The sequence below is a fragment of the Kitasatospora sp. NPDC056181 genome (genome assembly GCF_042266225.1).
Classification (GTDB): domain Bacteria; phylum Actinomycetota; class Actinomycetes; order Streptomycetales; family Streptomycetaceae; genus Kitasatospora.
Window position 1 is genome coordinate 33,714 of the sequence record NZ_JBHJUK010000038.1, and the last position, 15,209, is coordinate 48,922.

A 15,209-nucleotide genomic window follows, 5' to 3' on the forward strand; every position below is an offset into this window, starting at 1 on the left:
CCGCCACCGGCGACGCTCTCCGGCATGGACATCGGTGTACTTCTCCCGACCGGCAGGGCCCAGTGGGGCACCGCCGGCGACCCGCGCGAGCTGATCGCCTTCGCCCGGGAGGCCGAGGAGTCGGGCTACTCCTCGCTCTTCGCCAACGACTCGCTGCTCAGCCCGCGCATCGAGACGCTCACCATGCTGGCCGCGCTCGCCCCGGTCACCTCGCGGGTGACCCTCGGCACCGGCGCCCTCCTGCCGTTCCTGCGCCGGCCGGTCCAGGCTGCACAGGCGCTGGCCTCGATCGATCTGCTCTCCGGCGGCCGGCTGGCCGTCGCGGTCGGGGCGGGCTTCCCGGGACGGTTCGGACGGCCGCTGTACGAGCTGTCGGAGGTGCCCTGGGCGCGCCGGTTCGCGCGGCTGGACGAGACGGTGGCGCTGTGGCGGGCCCTGTGGAACGGGGAGACCTCCTTCCACGGCGAGTTCCACGACCTCGCCGCGATCCCGGCCGCGACGGCCCCCTTCCGCCCGGGCGGCCCGCCGGTCTGGCTCGGCGGCGCGACCCCGGCCGCGCTCGCCCGCACCGGGCGGCTCTACGACGGCTGGCTGCCGTACCCACCGGACCCTGCCGACTACCGCTCCGGACTCGCGGAGGTCCACCGGGTCGCGGCCGACGCCGGGCGCCGGGCGTCGGACGTCACCGCGGCGCTCTTCGTCTCGGTCCGCATCGACGAGAGCGTGGCGGGCGGCCGCGAGGCGATGGACGCCTACGCGCACGCCAACTACGGAATGCCACTCGCCGAGTTGGAGAAGATCCAGGCCGTGGTCACCGGCACCCCGGAGGACGTCCTCGCCGGGCTCGCCCGCTACCGCGACGCGGGCGCGCGCCACGTCGTCGCCCGGCTCGGCGCGCTCGACCTGCCGTCCCAGCGCGAGCAGCTCCGGCGGCTCACCGCCCTGCTGCCCGAACTGTCGTGACGCCGCCGGCCGAACCGGTGTGACACCACATCAGATCCCGCGCTTCGCCTCCACCGTGCCGTCCTCGATGGCGGCCAGCAGCGCGGCGTGGTCGGTCTCCGTCTGGTCGGCGTAGTGGACGGCGAAGTCGGCGATCGCCTCCGCGAAGGTGCCGGCGCCGCCGAGGTAGCCGGCGACGGCGAGACGGTCGCCGGAACGGGCGTGGGCACGGGCCAGGGCGCGACCGCAGAGGTCGGCGTAGGCGCGCAGGCCCGACGCCGTCATGCCGGAGACGTCGGCCGAACCCTTCATGTCGCGCAGCTGGCGGCCGTAGAAGTGGACGCCGGCCGGGCCGGTGGTCCAGCCGAGGAAGATGTCGCTGGCCGCCTGCATCAGGTGCTGGCCGGTCACGACGCGGCGGCCGCCGTGGAAGACCGGCGCCTCGGCGGGCGGGCGGCCTTCGGGCAGGTGCTCCTCCAGTACGGACCGGCCGGCCTCCTTGAGCTGGAGGAAGAGCGGGTCCTGCTCGTCGCGGCCCTCCAGCAGGACGATGAAGCTGCGGGTGCCGACGCTGCCGACGCCGACCACCTTGCGGGCCGCGTCGACGAAGTGGAAGCGGTCGAGCAGGACACGGCGGTCCTCGGCCAGGCTGGCCCGGTAGTCGCTGAAGATCTTGCCGACCCGGCGGAGCTCGTTCCCGGGCAGCGGCTCGATCAGCGGCGGCTCGGTGATGATCCGGCGGCGGCCGTCCTCCCCCACCTCGGTGAGCTTGCCGAAGGCGTGCATGCTGGTCCGGCGGCGGGCCTTCGCGAGGTTGGCCTCGACCTGCTTGCGGCTCTTGGCCTTGCGCACCAGCGGGAGGATGTCGTCGGTGTCGATCCGGGCGTACCAGACGTCCAGCTCGCCCAGCGCGGCCAGCCTGCGCATGGCCGTGGCGTACCCCTGGGCGGCGGTCAACGCGGCCCGGCGGACCTGGTCCGCGTCGTGGCCGTTGCCGCGGCCGGCCACGGCCACACTGGCGGCCAGCCGTTTGACGTCCCACTCGAACGGGCCGGGGTAGGTCTCGTCGAAGTCGTTGAGGTCGAAGAGCAGTGCGCGTTCCGGTGATGCGTACACCCCGAAGTTCAACAGGTGCGCGTCACCGCAGAGCTGGACGGTGATGCCGGTGTCGGGGCCGGCCGCGAGGTCGGCGGCCATGACGGCGGCCGCGCCGCGCAGGAAGGCGAAGGCGGACTCGGCCATCCTCCCGTAGCGGATCGGCAGCAGCTCGGCGACCCGGCCGACGCCCTGCCGCTCCAGCACCGCGACCGGGTCGGGGCGGTCGGCGGCGGGGATCCAGAGGCCGTGGGCGGCGCGCGAGACCCGGGCGCGGGCGGCCCGGCCGCGGCGGCGGCGTTCGGCGGGAGTGGTCATGCACGGCTCCTCGGTCTCGTACGCGGCCATGCGGCCACGCGGCCACGCGGCCGTCGGCCGGCGCCGCGGGCCCGGGTGCGGCTTCCCCGGCCGGTGGGCGGGCATCTCCCTGCGACGCTAGGTCACCCGCCGGGGCCCGGCACGTCGAGGCGCGGGCAGGCCTGCGGCACGCCCACCCACGCTCGGCCGAACAGGTGAAGCCGGGGGACCTCGGCGCCTCACTCGACGACGAAGTCCGCCATCATCGCCATGTCCTCGTGCTCCAGGTTGTGGCAGTGCAGCATGTACGCCCCCGGGTAGTCCGTGAAGCGGACCAGCACCTCCACCGCCTCCGTCGGCCGCAGGTCGACGGTGTCCTTCCATCCGGCGTCGTACGGGCCCGGCTCCCGGCGGTTGCGGGACAGCACCTGGAAGTGGTCCAGGTGGAGGTGGACGGGGTGGTGGAGGTCGGTGAAGAACCGCCAGATCTCGGTGGTGCCGAGGGCGGGACGGGCGAGGGCGCGGCCGGGCACGTAGGGCCTGCCGTTGATGGTCCAGCCGTCGTTGCGGCTGCGGCGGAACCCGAAGGTGCGGGTGGTCGCGGCGGCGGCGGGGTCGAGCCGTTCGAAGGCGGCGAGCCGCTCGGGCACGGCCGAGTCGTCCTGGACCGGCCGGGAGGAGACGTCGAACCGCATCACCTCGGCGGTCCGCTCGCTGCCGAGCCGGTTCATCAGGCGGACGGACGTCCCGGGCGGGTAGCGGGAGAAGTCGACGACGAGGTCGAAGCGCTCGGCCGGGGCGATCTCGACGGCGTCGTGCGCGACCGGGGCCTCCAGCAGGCCGCCGTCGCCGCCGATCTGGACCAGCGCGTCGCCGCCGGCGGGCTGCGGGTCGAGCTCCAGGCGGTAGAGGCGGGCGTTGGAGGCGTTCAGCAGGCGCAGCCGGTAGCGGGCGCGGTCCACGTCCAGCCGGGGCCAGGGCGCGCCGTTGACCAGGAGGACGTCGCCGAGCACGCCGTTCATGTACTCGTCGGTGACGCCCGGGACGGTGAGCGCCGCCGGGTCGATCGCCGGGTAGCGGAGGGAGCCGTCCTCGGCGAAGGCGCGGTCGGCGAGCATCAGCGGGAGGTCGCGGTCGCCGCGCGGCAGGGGCAGGGCGTCCTCCTCGTCGTCGTGGACCAGGTGGAACCCGGAGAGGCCTCGCCAGATGCCGGGGCCGGTGAAGCCCATCCGGTGGTCGTGGTACCAGAGCGTGGCCGCGCGCTGCCTGCCGGGATAGGTGTAGGTGCGGTCGCCGTTGGTGGTCCGGGCCAGGGTGAGGGCGGCGCCGTGCTCCATCCCCTCCATCCCCTCCATCCCCGCCCTCCCGGCCATGCCCGCCATGCCCGCCATGCCCGCCATGCCCGCCATGGCGGCGTGCCCCTTCGCGTCGCCCGAACCGCCCGACGCCGTCGGCAGGATCAGGTCGATCGGGTAGCCGTCGCTGTCCGCCGGGGTGTGCCCGCCGTGCAGGTGGACCACCGACGGGACGGGCAGCTCGTTGCGGTGGCGCACCACCGTCTCCCGGCCGGCCCGGACGGCCAGCGTCGGGCCGGGGTAGCTGCCGCCGTACGTCCACGACTCGGTGTGCAGGCCGGGCAGGATCTCCAGCCGGGCGACCTGCTGGGTGATCTCGTAGTAGTCGGTGCTGCCGTCGCTGCGCACCGGCCGCAGGACCGGCGGCAGCGGCAGCGGCACCTGGAACGCCTCCGGCAGCTCCACCGCGCTGCTCAGCAGGAGGCCCGGCTGTCCCTCGGTCAGCAGGCGGGCGGCGGCCGGGACGGCGAACGCCCCCAGCGCGCCCGCGCCGACCGCGGCCGCGCCGATGCCCAGGAACCGTCGGCGGTTCACGGGGCCACCCCCACGTGCCCTCCCGGCCGGGGTAGCAGGCCGGCACCGTCGGCGTCTTCGGGGCCGCCCGCTCCGGCGGGGGCGGGCGAGCGGGCCGGCAGCGGCTGCCGCCAGGCGCCGACCAGGGCGAACAGGGTGCCGCTGACCAGCAGCACGCCGAGCACCACGTGCAGGCCCAGCGCGCGGTTGTAGCCGAGGCCGATCTGCAGCATCACCGCAGCCGTCAGCAGCGCCGAGACGCCGAGCGGCCAGCGCGGGCCGCGGCCGGGCCACCGGACCAGCACTCCCGCCACCAGCTGGCAGACCGCGACGGCGGCCAGCGCCGTCGCGCCCGCCGCGTGCATCGCCAGTGCCTCGTAGTGGCCGTTGAGGAAGCCGGCGGCGAGCACGGTCTGCAGGAGGGCCAGGACGGCCGGCGCGGTGGCGGTCGCCCGCAGCAGGATCAGCGGCCAACGGGGGGCGGGGGCCACGGGAGGACTGCTCATGGAGGGCTTCTCTCTGCTCGGCCGGGGCGGCGGGGGCGGGGCACCGGGGACGGGCCTGCGGAACGGCACACGGAAGGGGCGGACGGAACGGCCCGGCGAAACGGGCTGAAGGAACGGGCTGCAGGAGGGACGGACGGAGGGACCGGGCGGAGGGAACGGGAAACGCCCCCGGAGGCGGCTCGGCCCCGGACGGCGCGGCGGCGAGCGTAGCTGATCCGACATCACGATCAGCGCACCTGAACGGTGTTGATGCCCGCAGCCACCCCCTTGCGCCGTTCCGGGGCCCGTTTCTCACCCGAACGGGCGGTACGCCGTGGTCGCGCACCGCCCGTTGGTCCGTGAGCCCGCAGCGGCCCGCAGGCCACCCCGGGTACCCGCTACTGCTTGCCACCGCCCGCCGCCACCGGGCGGGTCCGGAGCAGTGCGCGGGCCGGCAGACCGGTCGCGCCGAGGCAGAGCAGCACGGCACCCGCGGCCAGCGGCAGGGCGGTGCCGGCCGGGACGTGCGGGGCGGCACCGGCAATGCCCCGGGTGATCGGGACCAGCGTGATCCAGGCGATCACCCCGCCGACCGCCAGGCCGGTCGCGGCGACCAGCAGCGCCTCCCAGCGCATCATGCCGCGCACCTGCCGCCGGGTCGTCCCGGCCAGGCGCAGCAGCGCCACCTCGCGGCGCCGGTCCAGCACCGTCATCACCAGGGTGTTGGCGGCGGTGACGGCCGCGAAGCCGCCCAGCACGCCGGCCATCACGGTGTTCGCCCAGGCGCTGATCTCCTGGGCCCGGTCGGCCTGCGCGGCGTACCCGGCCCGGTCGGTGACGGTGACGCCGCCGGCCCCGGTGGGACCGGCCGCCGCCGCCAGCCCGGCGGCGACGGCGGCCCGGTCGGCGCCGGGCGCGTCCGCGACCAGCACCTGGCTGTCGTACCCGGCCGTGACGTGCGCCGCGACGGCCGCCCGCGGCAGCAGCACCTGGCCGAAGCCGAGGCCGCGTTCGTAGGTGGCGACCACCGTCGGCCGGACCGGGGTGCCGTCGCCGAGCCAGAGCGGGGCCCGGTCGCCGACCTTGACGCCGAGGGTGTCGGCGAGCGCGGTGTCCAGGGCGACGGTGTCGGCCGAACGGCCGAGGTCGGCGAGCGAGCCGCTGCGCACCCCGAGGTCGAGGACCCGGGTCAGCTTCGCCGGGTCGCCGTTGACGCCGAGGGCGGTGGCGGTGGCCGGCATGTCGCCGGCGCGGTAGACGGCGCCGGTGCGCAGCACGCCGACGGCCGCCTCCACCCCGGGCACCCCGGCCGCCCGCGCGGCGGTGGCGGCGGGCAGACCCGGACCGGCCGGGCCGACCACGTGGTCGGCGGTGATGCCGGTGCGGACCTGCTCGCCGGTGACGTGGCGGACGGTGCTCTGCATGAAGAGCAGGGTGCCGCAGAAGGCGGTGACCATGACGATCGGCGTGATCGCGGAGGCCAGCCGGCGGGCGTTGGCCCGGGTGTTGTCGGCGGCCAGCGAGCCGGGCGCGCCGGCGGCCGCCCGCAGCGGGGCGCCGAGCACCCCGGCGGCGGCCCGGGCCACCCAGGGGCCGAGCAGCGCGACGGCCATCAGGAAGCACATCACCACGCCGAGCGCGGTGTTGGCGGCGTTCATCCCGTCCAGGCCGGTGGCGACGGCGGCCAGCGCGACGCCCCCGGCGGCGAGGAGCAGCCCGGCTACGGTCCGCACCTTGCCGGGCCGGGCGGGCTCGACGGCCGCCGCCCCGAGCGCCTGCCCCGGGCGCAGCCGGGCCGGCCCGCGGGCGGCGAGGAATCCGGCGGCCAGCGCGGCGAGCGTGCAGGTGGCGACGGAGGCGAGCATCGGCAGCGGGCCGACGGAGAGCGCGACGTCCCCGGGAACGGCGCCGCGGGAGGCCATCTCGCCGAACCACCAGCGGGCCAGGGCCAGTCCGGGCAGGATGCCGAGCGCACCGGCGACGGGCGCGACCAGCACCGCCTCGGTGGCGATGGTGCGGCGGATCTGGCGCGGGGTGGCGCCGATCGCGCGGAGCAGGGCGAACTCGCGGGCGCGCTGACCGGTGGCCAGGGCGACGGTGCTCATCACGGCGAAGACGGCGGTCATGGTGGCGATGCCGCCGAAGGAGCCGCCGAGCGCGGTCAGCATGGTGCGGCTCTCGTTGAGCGCAGGCTGTTCGACGGCGCCGCGGGCGTCGCCGGTGAACACCGTCGCAGCGCCGCCGACGGCCTGGCGGACCTGGTCGGCGAGCGTCCTGCGGTCCACGCCGTCGCGGGGCTGGACGGCGATCGCGTCCACCGTTCCCGGGTGGCCGGAGAGCCGGTCGGCGACGGCGTCGGCGAACCAGGCCTGCGGGCCGCCGCCCGGCGCCGCCGCGAGGCCGGAGACCCGGTACGTGCCGGTGCCGCCGGGCGCGGTGAGCGTCACGGTGGCGCCCGGCGCGAGGTGGGCGGCGCGGGCGGTGTCGGCGTCGAGGACGACCTCGCCGGTGCCGGGGGCGCGGCCCTCGGCCGGCCGCTCGTCCGGGCCGGCGATGCCGAGCGAGGCGAAGCCGCGGCCGGTCAGGCCGGGCAGGCCGCCGGTGGCGCCCGCGGGGACGGGGAAGGCGGTGTCCGGACGGGCCGACGCGACGCCCGGCAGGGCGGCGATCCGCCCGGCCAGGGCCGCGTCCACCCGGGCCCGCTCGGGCACGGCCTGCTTCGTGGTCTCGGTCCCGTCGGCGACCTTGCGGGTGACCGACACGTTCGGGTCGGCCGCGACCACCACCGGGGTCTGCGCGTAGCGCACCGGCGCCACGCTCGCGGTGAGGCCGGTCTGCAGCAGGGTGCCGCAGGCCGTGATGACGGCCGCGCCGAACACCAGGGCGATGAAGGTGCCCGCGAACGACGCGGGCCGGAAGCGCACCGAGGCGCGCGCCAGTCCGTTGCTCATGCGGCCACCCCCACCGGGCGCGCGGTCAGCCTGACCATCCGGTCCGCGACGGCCTGCGGGTCCGGGTGGTGCAGCTCGCCCGCGAGCGCGCCGTCGGCCAGGAAGAGCACGCGGTCGGTGAAGGAGGCGGCGACCGGGTCGTGGGTCACCATGACGACGGTCGCGCCCATGGTGTCCACGGCGTTCCGCAGCAGGCCGAGCACCTCGTGCGCGGTCCGGGTGTCCAGCGCGCCGGTCGGCTCGTCGGCGAAGACCACGTCGGGGCCGGTGATCAGCGCGCGGGCGATCGCGACGCGCTGCTGCTGACCGCCGGAGAGCTGCCCGGGCCGACGCCCGGCGTGCTCGCCGAGGCCGACCTGGGCCAGCAGCTCCCGCGCCCTGCCCCGGTCCTGGCGCTCGCCGGCCAGTCGCTGCGGCAGCAGCACGTTCTGCAGCACCGTCAGCGAGGGCAGCAGGTTGAAGGACTGGAAGACGAAGCCGATCCGGCTGCGGCGCAGCTTGGTGAGCCGGTTCTCGCTCAGCCGGGTGATCTCCTCGCCGCCCAGGTACACCTCGCCGCCGTCCGGGCGGTCCAGGCCCGCCGCGCACTGCAGGAAGGTGCTCTTGCCGGAGCCGGACGGCCCCATGACCGCGGTGAAGGTGCCGCGCTCCAGCGCCAGGTCGACGCCGCGCAGGGCGTGCACCGCCTCGGCGCCGCGCCCGTAACTGCGTCGGACCGCCCGCAGTTCGATCGCGGCGTGGGCGGGGCGCCCGTACTGCTCGGTCTGCCCGGTGTGCTCGGTCGGGCGGCGGTCGCGGCGGGGTGCCATGGTGGGCCTTCCTTAGGGAATCGTCGCTGGTCATCGACGTGTTCCAGCCTAGGAAGGCCTTCCCGGAGCCACCATGGAGGCCACTGGCGGACGCGGGGTGGGGTTTTCCCCACCCTTGCCCGCCCTTTCGGGCCGGACCCCGCGGGGTCGGGCATCCGCAGGCCGGGCCTGCGCACGGGTTCGGGCCGCTGCCGGGTCGGGCTCCTCGGGACCAGGCCGCTCCGGGGCTGGCCGGGCCCCTCGGCCTCGATCCGCTCGCGATCGGGCCGCTCCGGGGTCAGACCTCCTCGGCCTCGATCCGCTCGTACGCGGTGCGCAGGGCGGCGAGGACGGGGTGGGCCGGGTCGAAGGCGGTGCCGTCGACCGCCGCGATCGGGCGGACGCCGACACCCGCGTTGAGCGCGAACGCGGCCTCGAACCGGCCCAGGTCCCCGGCGGCGACGGGCCCGCGCCACTGCGGGCCCGGGTGGGCGCGGCCGAGCAGGGCGGCGGTGACGCCGGGCAGCGCCTCGCCCTCCGGCCAGACCAGCTGCCGCCCGTCGTGGAATCCGACGTTCCAGGTCGCGCCCTCGGTGACCAGACCGTCCGGGCCGACCAGCAACGCGTCGTCGTAGCCGTCGAGTTGCGCCAGCCGGCGCTGCCGGACCAGACCGAACAGTCCGACGTGCTTCACCTCCGGCAGCTCGCGCCGGTACTCGGTGGTGCGGACCCTCAGGGGCGCGGGAGCTGCTGCCGGGGCCGGGCGCGTGGTCACCAGCAGGCGGGGCGCGGCGTCGGCCCCCGGGCGTTCAGGGCCCAGCGCCGGGTCGAACACCGTGACCCGGACGATCACCGCCGACCCGTCCGTCGGCAGTACGCTGCGGATCCGCCGCCGCAGCACCTCGCGGTCCGGACCGGTGCCGAACAGCGTCCGGCCGTCCCGCACCAGGCGGTCCAGGTGCAGCGTCAGGCCGCGCACCCGGCCGGCCTCGGCGCGCAGGGTGGTGAAGTGCCCGTAGTTCAGCAGCCCCAGGGCCGCGACCTGCCCGGCATCGGCCGGCACGCCGTCGATCTCGATCTCAGCCATCCACCGAGTCTCCCAGCCGCACCCCCGGGGCGCCGGACACGGGGGAGCCGGCGGCGCGGGAGCCCGTGTCACGGGGGCCGCCCATACGGGAGCCACCGGTACGGGCGGGCTGCTCGAAGTGCTCGATCCGGTACGCCAGCCCCTCCGGTTCGCCGGTGTCCGCCCAGCGCCAGGCCTCGGCCCACCACTGCGGGCCGCGGACCAGGGGGCGGCCGGCCAGGGCGAGATGGAGGGCCAGGGTCGAGCGGGCGAAGGCGTGGACCCAGCCTTCGCTCTGCCGGTACGCGGCCGTCTCGTCCAGCCGGAGCCAGCGGCCCTCGCGGCCGGCGGCGAGCAGCGGCACCCAGCCGTGCGGCCCGTCGGCGACCAGCAGGACCAGCCGGTCGTCCTCGTCCGCCACCCGGTAGGGCGGGAGTTGGGGCATCCGGGCGAGGCCGAGGGCGTGCTTCCAGGAGACCGCCCAGAGACCGCGGCGGAGGTAGTAGCGCACGGCGTGCTGCCAGGTCCAGTGGGCCTCCAGCCGGTAGCCGGGCAGGCCTTCGGCGGTGGCGGCCCGGTAGACCTCGTCCAGCGCGGCCGCGGCCAGCCCGCGGCCACGGGCGCAGCGGCGCAGGTAGACGGAGGAGACGGCCAACTGGCCCGGTCCCTTCGTCCAGTTGTCGACCGCCACCGTGCCGACGGGCCGCCCGCCGGTCTCGTCCAGCACCCAGTAACGGCGCCGGTACAGCTCGCCGTCCGGCCACTCCCGGCCGCTCTCGCCGAGCCGTTCGCGCAGCGCCCGCTCGGCGTCCGTGCCCAGATCCTCGGGGTCGACCGGCTCCGCCAGCTCCCCTTCGGCCCGGGACGCGAGGTCCCAGAGCGCGAACCGCCGGCCGTCGCCCTCCTCCACCGCCCGCAACCGGGGCGCCGACCCCAGCCGCTCCTGCGCCCGCTCCACCGCCGCATCCCAGGACCTCACCACGGAGTCCACGATATCGGCCTCCGGCCACCGAACGTGACTCGATCGCCACCGAACGTCAGCACGAACGGGGTTGATGGTAGGGGAAACCCGACCCCGGGTCTCGACCTGGCCGTCATGACCCCGCCCGGCCGCGCCGCTGCAATGGAAGGGTGCTGATCCACCGGGCCGGCAGGCGGCCCACCATCCGACAACTCACCCACCCCGCAGACCTGTTCGGCCGACGAGCCGGGTGGTTCGCCGGCTGGCTCGCGGCAGCCGGCTGGGCGGGCGCGTTCCCGTTCGCCTCCGGGCTCGCGCCGCACCGCAGTTGGGGCGCCGTCGCGGCAACCGGCTATCTGGCGGCGGCCGTTGCCGTGCTCGTGGTGCCCTGGCGGCGGGCCCGGCCGGTGTCGGTGGCGGTCGCGGCGGCCGGCGCCGTCGTCGTACCGCTGCTCGGGCTGGCGCTCACCGGGCAGGGGCAGAGCGAGGTCATCGTGATCGAACGGTCGGCCGCGCTGCTCCTGGAACACGGCTCGCCGTACCTGGCCGAGCCGCTGACCGTGACCGACTACACGCCCTACCTGCCGGCCATGGCGCTGCTGGGCCTGCCGCGTGCCCTGCTCGGGGCGGACGGGTGGCCGGCCCGGCTGTTCGGCGACGCCCGGCTCTGGTGCGCCGCGGTGTTCCTCGGCTGTCTCTGGGCCACGGGCCGTCCGTACCGGCGCGGGCTCGCCCTGCTGGCCGCCTCGCCGCTGGTCGCGCTGCCGCTCTGCGTCAGCGGGGTCGACCTGCCGATGACCGGTCTCTGCTGCCTGGCCCTCGCCCTCGCCGCCCGGGGCCGCCCGGGCGCGGCCGGTCTCGCGCTCGCCCTGGCCTGCTCGCTCAAGTGGACGGCCTGGCCGGCGGTCGCGGTCACGGCCGCGCTGCTGGCCGCCACCGTCGGCCGGCGGGCCGCGCTGCGCGGGACGGCCGTCGCGGTGGCGGGTACGGCCGCCCTGGTGCTGCCGGTGGCGCTGCGCTCACCCGGTCCACTGGTGCGGCAGGTGTTCGCCTTCCCCACCGGACGCGGCGGGCTGCCGACGCCGGCCGGCAGCCCGCTGCCGGGGCGACTGCTTGCGGACCTCGGCCCGGCCGGCTGGTACGCCGCCGTCGGCCTGCTGCTGCTCGCCGGCCTGGCCGTCGCCGGCTCACTGGCGGTGCACCCGCCGCGGGACGCCGCGGGCGCCGCCGACCGGCTGGCGCTCGGGCTCTGCCTGGCCTTCCTGCTCGCACCCGCCGGGCGGTTCGGCTACCTGGCCCTGCCGCTCGTGCTCGTCGTCTGGGCCCGGGTACCCGCCGTCCCCCGGCCCTCTCCCCGTACGGCGCCGCTCCCCCGGACCGCGCCGGCCCTCGGCCCCCCACCGACCTCCCCTCACTCCACCCACCTCCCCCACTCCACCGACCGCCGAACCGACCGCCGAACCGACCGCCGAACCGACCGCCGAACCGAGGTTGCACCGACTCCATGGCCAGCACACTCGTCGTCACCAATGACTTCCCGCCCCGGCAGGGCGGCATAGAGACCTTCGTCCACGCCCTGGCCACCCGGCTGCCCGCCGGCGAGGTCGTCGTCTACACCTCGGCCGAACCGGGCGCGGCCGCGTACGACGCCGGCCTTCCCTTCCCGGTGGTCCGCGACCGGTCCCGGATGCTGCTGCCGACCCGCCGGGTGACCCGCCGGGCCGCCGAGATCGCCCGCGCGAACGACTGCGACCGGGTCTGGTTCGGTGCCGCCGCCCCGCTCGCCGCGATGACACCCGGCCTGCGGCGTCAGGCCCCGGGGATCGGGCGGACGGTCGCCACCACGCACGGCCACGAGATCTGGTGGGCGCGCACCCCGGGCGCCCGCCGGCTGTTGCGGCGGATCGGCGACAGCGTGGACGTGGTCACCTACCTGGGCGAGTACACCCGGGCCAGGATCGCCCCGGCGCTCGGACCGCGGGCCCGGCTGGAGCGGCTCGTGCCCGGCGTCGACACCGGCCTGTTCCGCCCGTCCGGCGACGGTGCGCGCGCCGGCGGGCCGGTGGTCCTCTGCGTCGCCCGGCTGGTCCCGCGCAAGGGCCAGGACGTCCTGATCCGCGCGCTCCCGCTGATCCGGCGGGCCGCACCCGGCACCGTCCTGGTGCTGGTCGGACGCGGCCCGGACGAGCGGCGGCTGCGCGCGCTGGCCCGGCAGCACACCGAACCCGGGTCGGTGGTCTTCGCCGGCGGCCGGGAGCACGCCGCGACGGCGGCCCACTACGCGGCGGCGGACGTCTTCGCCATGCCCTGCCGCACCCGGCGGGCCGGGCTGGAGGCCGAGGGGCTCGGGATCGTCTTCCTGGAGGCCGCGGCCGCCGGGCTGCCCGTGGTCGCGGGCCGCTCGGGCGGCGCGCCCGACGCGGTGCTCGACGGGGTCACCGGCACGGTCGTCGACGGCCGCAGCCCCGCCGTGGTCGCCTCGGCGGTCGGGCGGCTGCTGCGGGCGCCGGCCGCCGAGCGGGCCCGGACGGGGGCGGCCGGACGACGCTGGGTGCAGCAGGAGTGGTCCTGGGAGACGTCGGCCCGCCGGCTGGCCGGGCTGCTCGACCCGGACCACCGTGAGGCGGACCACCGGGACGGGGAGCACCGGGAGGCGGACCGCGCGGACGGGGAGCACCCCGGGGCGGGCCAGCCGGGGGCGGACCGCGCGGACGCGGAACGTCCCGCACCGGACCGCACGGCCGCCGGCGCGCCCTACTCGCCGCGCAGGTGAGCCAGGACGGCCAGCACCCGCCGGTTGCCCGCCGCCGGGTCGAGGTCCAGCTTCATGAAGATGTTGCCGCAGTGCTTGACCACCGAGGCCTCCGTGATGCTCAGCCGCCCGCCGATGGCCTGGTTGTTCAGCCCCTCCGCCATCAGCCCGAGCACCTCCCGCTCGCGCGGGGTCAGCCGGGCCAACGGCCGCTGCGGCGACTGCTGCCGGAGCAGCACCCGGACCACGTCCGGGTCGATCACGGTCTGCCCGGCGGCCACCCGCCGCAACGCGTCCAGGAAGTCGGCGACCTCGCCGACCCGGTCCTTGAGGAGGTAGCCGAGCCCGGCCGACTGCGCACCGGCCGCGCCGAGCAGCCGGGTCGCGTACGGGGTGGCCACGTACTGGGAGAGCACCAGGACGGGCAGCCCCGGGTGCCGGTCGCGCAGTTCGAGGGCGGCGCGCAGGCCCTCGTCGTGGAAGTCGGGCGGCATCCGGACGTCGGTGACGACGACGTCCGGCCGGTCCGCGTCCACCGCGGCGGCCAGCGCGGTCGCGTCGCCGACGGCGGCGATCACCCGGTGCCCGCCGCGGGTGAGCAGTTCGACCAGCCCGGCCCGGAGCAGCACGGCGTCCTCGGCGATGACTATCCGGAGCACGGCACCTCCACCCGCAGCCTGGTCGGCCCGCCGATCGGACTGGTCACCATCAGCCTTCCCCTCAGGATCGCCACCCGGTCGGCCAGCCCCTGCAGCCCGGCCCCGGTGGCCGGGTCGGCCCCGCCGCGGCCGTCGTCCGTCACCTGGACCACCAGCCGGCCGCCCTCGACCCGGCCGCGGACGGTGATCGCGGCGGCCCCGCTGTGCTTGGCGGCGTTGGTGAGCGCCTCGGTGACGGTGAAGTACGCCGTCGTCTCGACCGGGCCGGGCAGCCTCGCCGGCAGGTCGATGTCGACCGCGACCGGGATCGGGTGGCGCAGCGCGACTTCGGTGACGGCGGCGGCCAGCCCGTGGTCGGTGAGCACCTGCGGGTGGATGCCCCGGACCAGGCCGCGCAGCTGCTCCAGCGCCTGCCGGGCCTCGTCGCGCGCCCGCTCGACCAGCGCGGCCGCCCGGCCGTCAGCGGCGTCACCCTCGCTGCCCCCGTCGTGCCTGCCGTGCCCGCCGTGCCCGCCCAACTCGTACGCGGCCAGGCCGAGGGTCATGCTGAGCGCGACGAGCTGCTGCTGGGCGCCGTCGTGCAGGTCGCGTTCGATGCGGCGGCGCTCGGCCTCGAAGGCGTCGACCAGGCGGGCCCGGGAGCGGGTGAGTTCGAGGACCTGCCGGCCGAGGTCCTCGTCCCGGGGGCCGAGCAGGAAGCGGACCAGCCGGACCCGGCCGACGGTCAGCAACGTGCCCGCGTAGGCGCAGAGCAGCAGCCCGGCCAGGCCGACGGCGGTTGCGGGCAGGGCCTCCACCGGGCCCGGGACCGCCTGTCCGGGGATCAGCATCACCGTCTCGGGGGCCAGCGCCCAGACCACGACCGGGGAGCAGACCAGCGCCGCGGAGAAGACCAGCAGGGCGGTGAGGCCGAGGTCCGCGGCGGCCAGCGGCAGCGCGAACAGGGCGGTGTAGCCGAGCTCGCGCCAGGTGGCCCGCTCGCGCAGCCGGGTGCGGAGACGGGCCCGGCGGCCGGCCCCGGGCAGCGGGCGGTGCGGATCGGGCACGGGCACCGGCTCGACCAGCCGCAGCCGGCGGCGTTCCAGGGCCCCGACCGGCAGGCCGATGACGGCGACGGCCGGCAGCACCAACAGGCCGACGCCGACCACGGACAGTGCGAGGCCCGCCGCCAACAGCACGACCAGGACGACGAGCAGCACGAGACCGAGCACCGCTCCGCTGAGCACGTGCGCCCAGCAGCGCCAGGGGGTGGACGACCGGAGGAAGCGCAGCGGCCGCGCGCGCAGGGCCGCCCGGACGGCGACGGGTTGCTGTCCCTCGTCCGACCGGTTCTCCCCCATCCGGC

Annotated in this window: 12 protein-coding genes; 3 read left to right on the forward strand and 9 right to left on the reverse strand. The window is 76.9% G+C overall.

Annotated features, from left to right (window positions below):
- The first annotated feature begins 24 nt into the window (after positions 1 to 24).
- The gene (locus tag ACFC1F_RS16940; protein WP_376159068.1) at positions 25 to 963 is read left to right on the forward strand and encodes an LLM class flavin-dependent oxidoreductase; all 939 of its coding nucleotides are present in this window, start codon (positions 25 to 27) and stop codon (positions 961 to 963) included.
- Between the two features lie 30 nt (positions 964 to 993).
- Here the strand turns inward: ACFC1F_RS16940 and ACFC1F_RS16945 are convergent, their stop codons facing one another.
- From ACFC1F_RS16945 to ACFC1F_RS16975, 7 genes are all read right to left on the reverse strand, one after another.
- Positions 994 to 2,355 carry a DUF2252 domain-containing protein gene (locus tag ACFC1F_RS16945; protein WP_376159070.1) on the reverse strand — a complete coding sequence of 454 codons (1,362 nt, stop codon included), beginning with the start codon at positions 2,353 to 2,355 and terminating at the stop codon, positions 994 to 996.
- A gap of 218 nt (positions 2,356 to 2,573) precedes the next feature.
- The gene (locus tag ACFC1F_RS16950; protein WP_376159072.1) at positions 2,574 to 4,223 is read right to left on the reverse strand and encodes a multicopper oxidase family protein; all 1,650 of its coding nucleotides are present in this window, start codon (positions 4,221 to 4,223) and stop codon (positions 2,574 to 2,576) included.
- A complete protein-coding gene (locus ACFC1F_RS16955; protein WP_376159074.1) occupies positions 4,220 to 4,708 on the reverse strand; it encodes a hypothetical protein in 489 nt (162 codons plus the stop codon). Before ACFC1F_RS16955 ends, ACFC1F_RS16950 begins: the two co-directional genes overlap by 4 nt.
- Positions 4,709 to 5,085: 377 nt before the next feature.
- Positions 5,086 to 7,638 (reverse strand): FtsX-like permease family protein, encoded by a 2,553-nt coding sequence (locus ACFC1F_RS16960; RefSeq protein WP_376159076.1) that lies wholly within the window; start codon positions 7,636 to 7,638, stop codon positions 5,086 to 5,088.
- A complete protein-coding gene (locus ACFC1F_RS16965) occupies positions 7,635 to 8,447 on the reverse strand; it encodes an ABC transporter ATP-binding protein (RefSeq protein ID WP_209409827.1) in 813 nt (270 codons plus the stop codon). The genes ACFC1F_RS16960 and ACFC1F_RS16965 overlap by 4 nt, the downstream gene beginning before the upstream one ends.
- Before the next feature lie 277 nt (positions 8,448 to 8,724).
- Positions 8,725 to 9,513, reverse strand: a complete 789-nt coding sequence (locus ACFC1F_RS16970) for an aminotransferase class IV (protein WP_376159078.1) — start codon at positions 9,511 to 9,513, stop codon at positions 8,725 to 8,727.
- Entirely contained in the window at positions 9,506 to 10,474 is a 969-nt protein-coding gene (locus ACFC1F_RS16975) for a GNAT family N-acetyltransferase (RefSeq protein WP_376159080.1), read from the reverse strand. The genes ACFC1F_RS16970 and ACFC1F_RS16975 overlap by 8 nt, the downstream gene beginning before the upstream one ends.
- 209 nt (positions 10,475 to 10,683) lie before the next feature.
- On the opposite strand from ACFC1F_RS16975, the gene ACFC1F_RS16980 reads away from it, so the two are divergent.
- On the forward strand, positions 10,684 to 12,012 hold the full coding sequence (locus tag ACFC1F_RS16980; protein WP_376159102.1) for a hypothetical protein: 1,329 nt from the start codon (positions 10,684 to 10,686) through the stop codon (positions 12,010 to 12,012).
- Positions 11,958 to 13,226 (forward strand): glycosyltransferase family 4 protein, encoded by a 1,269-nt coding sequence (locus ACFC1F_RS16985; RefSeq protein WP_376159082.1) that lies wholly within the window; start codon positions 11,958 to 11,960, stop codon positions 13,224 to 13,226. The genes ACFC1F_RS16980 and ACFC1F_RS16985 overlap by 55 nt, the downstream gene beginning before the upstream one ends.
- Here the strand turns inward: ACFC1F_RS16985 and ACFC1F_RS16990 are convergent.
- Positions 13,208 to 13,864 (reverse strand): response regulator, encoded by a 657-nt coding sequence (locus ACFC1F_RS16990; protein WP_376159084.1) that lies wholly within the window; start codon positions 13,862 to 13,864, stop codon positions 13,208 to 13,210. The two genes, ACFC1F_RS16985 and ACFC1F_RS16990, sit on opposite strands and share 19 nt — an antisense overlap.
- Positions 13,852 to 15,204 (reverse strand): sensor histidine kinase, encoded by a 1,353-nt coding sequence (locus ACFC1F_RS16995; RefSeq protein ID WP_376159086.1) that lies wholly within the window; start codon positions 15,202 to 15,204, stop codon positions 13,852 to 13,854. Before ACFC1F_RS16995 ends, ACFC1F_RS16990 begins: the two co-directional genes overlap by 13 nt.
- Positions 15,205 to 15,209 lie beyond the last annotated feature (5 nt).

Excerpts from the sequence above, each read along its gene's own strand:
- ACFC1F_RS16970 (WP_376159078.1), bottom strand. The coding sequence starts at position 9,513 with ATGGCTGAGATCGAGATCGACGGCGTGCCGGCCGATGCCGGGCAGGTC.
- ACFC1F_RS16985 (WP_376159082.1), top strand. The coding sequence starts at position 11,958 with ATGGCCAGCACACTCGTCGTCACCAATGACTTCCCGCCCCGGCAGGGC.
- ACFC1F_RS16955 (WP_376159074.1), bottom strand. The coding sequence starts at position 4,708 with ATGAGCAGTCCTCCCGTGGCCCCCGCCCCCCGTTGGCCGCTGATCCTG.
- ACFC1F_RS16940 (WP_376159068.1), top strand. The coding sequence starts at position 25 with ATGGACATCGGTGTACTTCTCCCGACCGGCAGGGCCCAGTGGGGCACC.
- ACFC1F_RS16960 (WP_376159076.1), bottom strand. The coding sequence starts at position 7,638 with ATGAGCAACGGACTGGCGCGCGCCTCGGTGCGCTTCCGGCCCGCGTCG.
- ACFC1F_RS16995 (WP_376159086.1), bottom strand. The coding sequence starts at position 15,204 with ATGGGGGAGAACCGGTCGGACGAGGGACAGCAACCCGTCGCCGTCCGG.
- ACFC1F_RS16965 (WP_209409827.1), bottom strand. The coding sequence starts at position 8,447 with ATGGCACCCCGCCGCGACCGCCGCCCGACCGAGCACACCGGGCAGACC.
- ACFC1F_RS16945 (WP_376159070.1), bottom strand. The coding sequence starts at position 2,355 with ATGACCACTCCCGCCGAACGCCGCCGCCGCGGCCGGGCCGCCCGCGCC.